The 1,721-nt window shown below is 70.9% G+C and carries 2 protein-coding genes and 1 pseudogene; all 3 read left to right on the top strand.

Going from position 1 to position 1,721, the window contains the following annotated elements; genetic code table 11:
* Positions 1–537, top strand: a 537-nt coding sequence (locus RTM68_RS18630) for an FHA domain-containing protein (protein ID WP_312173806.1), incomplete at its 5' end; no start/stop codon positions are given.
* Positions 534–1,364, top strand: coding sequence for a protein phosphatase 2C domain-containing protein (locus RTM68_RS18625; RefSeq protein WP_312173804.1), 831 nt, complete (start codon positions 534–536; stop codon positions 1,362–1,364). The genes RTM68_RS18630 and RTM68_RS18625, both read left to right, overlap by 4 nt.
* Positions 1,361–1,721: pseudogene (locus RTM68_RS18620) on the top strand (hypothetical protein); the annotation flags it as partial. The gene RTM68_RS18625 and the pseudogene RTM68_RS18620, both read left to right, overlap by 4 nt.

The raw sequence follows: 1,721 nt of genomic DNA, 5'->3' as shown, positions 1-1,721 counted from the left end.
ATCCGCCCGGCCCCGATGCCGACGCCCGTCGATTCGTACGCCGACACGCCCGCCGGGGTGCCCGCCCCCGCTGCGGCGCCCGCGCCTCCGGCACCGACCGACGGTCTCGCAGGCGACGGCCTCGTCGGCGACGTCGACAAGACGGTCGTCAGCCCCCGCCCGACCGACGACGACCTCGACGCGACCGTCGTGGTCGCCCGCAAGCGCGGGGTGCGTCGATCGCTCGTGCTCGACGACGGCCGCACCTTCGCCCTCTCCGGTGCGAGCGTCGTGATCGGACGCAACCCGATGGGGGATCCCGGCGAGCAGCGCCTGCCGATCTCCGACACCACGCGCACCCTGTCGAAGACCCACGCGCGGCTGGTCGTGCATGACGATGAATGGCGACTGACCGACCTGCACGCCACGAACGGCGTCGTGGTGGTCGAGGAGAACGGCACCGAGACCCTTCTCGACCCGGGCGAGAGCGTCACCGGCAACGGCCGTTTCATCCTCGGTGAGGTCGGGATGCACGTGGTCGCGGAGCGCGATTCGTGACTGTCTCCTCCGTCGTGCTCAACGTCGCAGCGCTCTCGGACACGGGGCTCACGCGCGCTGCGAACGAGGATTCCGTGCTCGCTGCCGCCCCGGTCTTCCTCGTCGCCGACGGAATGGGCGGGCATGAGGCCGGAGACCGTGCGAGTGCGGCCGTCGTCGCGGCGTTCGCGCCGCTGACCGGCGCGACGATCGAGGTCGACGACGTTCGCGAGGCGCTGGGCCGCGCGGCGGATGTCGTCGAGGGCATCGCCGCCGAGCACAAGCGCGGAGCGGGCAGCACCGTCTCGGGTGTGGCCCTTCTCGAGCATGAGGGGACTCCGCACTGGCTGCTCTTCAACGTCGGTGACTCCCGGGTGTATCGGCACCACGGCAGCGAGCTCACGCAGCTCACGATCGATCATTCGCTCGGACAGGAGCTCGTGGATGCCGGAGAGCTGCGCCCCGAGGATCTCGCGACCTTCGCTCAGCGCAACGTGATCACCCGGGCGATCGGGGGTCCCGACAGCACCGCCGACAGCTGGCTGATTCCCGTGATCGACGGCGAGCGACTGCTGCTGTGCTCCGACGGGCTCACGGGGGAGGTCAGTGACGAGGGCATCCGCGCGATCCTCACGATGAACGGACGTCCCGAGACCGCGGCGGCGGCGCTCATCCGTCGTGCCCTGCAGGCCGGTGGCCGTGACAACGTCTCTGTCGTCGTGATCGACGTCGTGTCGGGTGGGTCACGCACCCGGCGCGCCGAAGACGCCACGGCAGGGCTCGCCGCAGCATCCGCGCTGACCGACTCGATGCTCGAAGGAACCACGATTCCGGTGCGGGTGCGATGACCGACGAGGAGAGCGTCGAAGAGACGGTCATGCTCACGCGGCGTGATCGACGTCGAGCTGCCGCGAACGCGGGATCCGCGACGGAGGGAACGGATGCTCAGGGCACGGGTCTCGCGTCCGACGACGAGGCGACGGTCGTCGTCGACCGCGCACCGGCAGCCCCGGCCATGACCGATGTTCCTGCTGCTCCGCCGGAGCCGTCCGATGACGGGGCGCAGGACGCGGGCGAGCAGATGGACGAGGCCACCGTCGACGAGGCCACCGTCGTGGTCGATCGCTCACCGAGACCTGCGAGCGATCCGCTGGAGGAGGCGACGGTCGTCGTCGCCCGCACGCCCGGTCGTTCGCGCCGTCGCG

It is taken from the genome of Microbacterium sp. (assembly GCF_031988965.1).
Lineage (GTDB): Bacteria > Actinomycetota > Actinomycetes > Actinomycetales > Microbacteriaceae > Microbacterium.
This window is presented reverse-complemented; position numbering and strand designations above follow the sequence as displayed.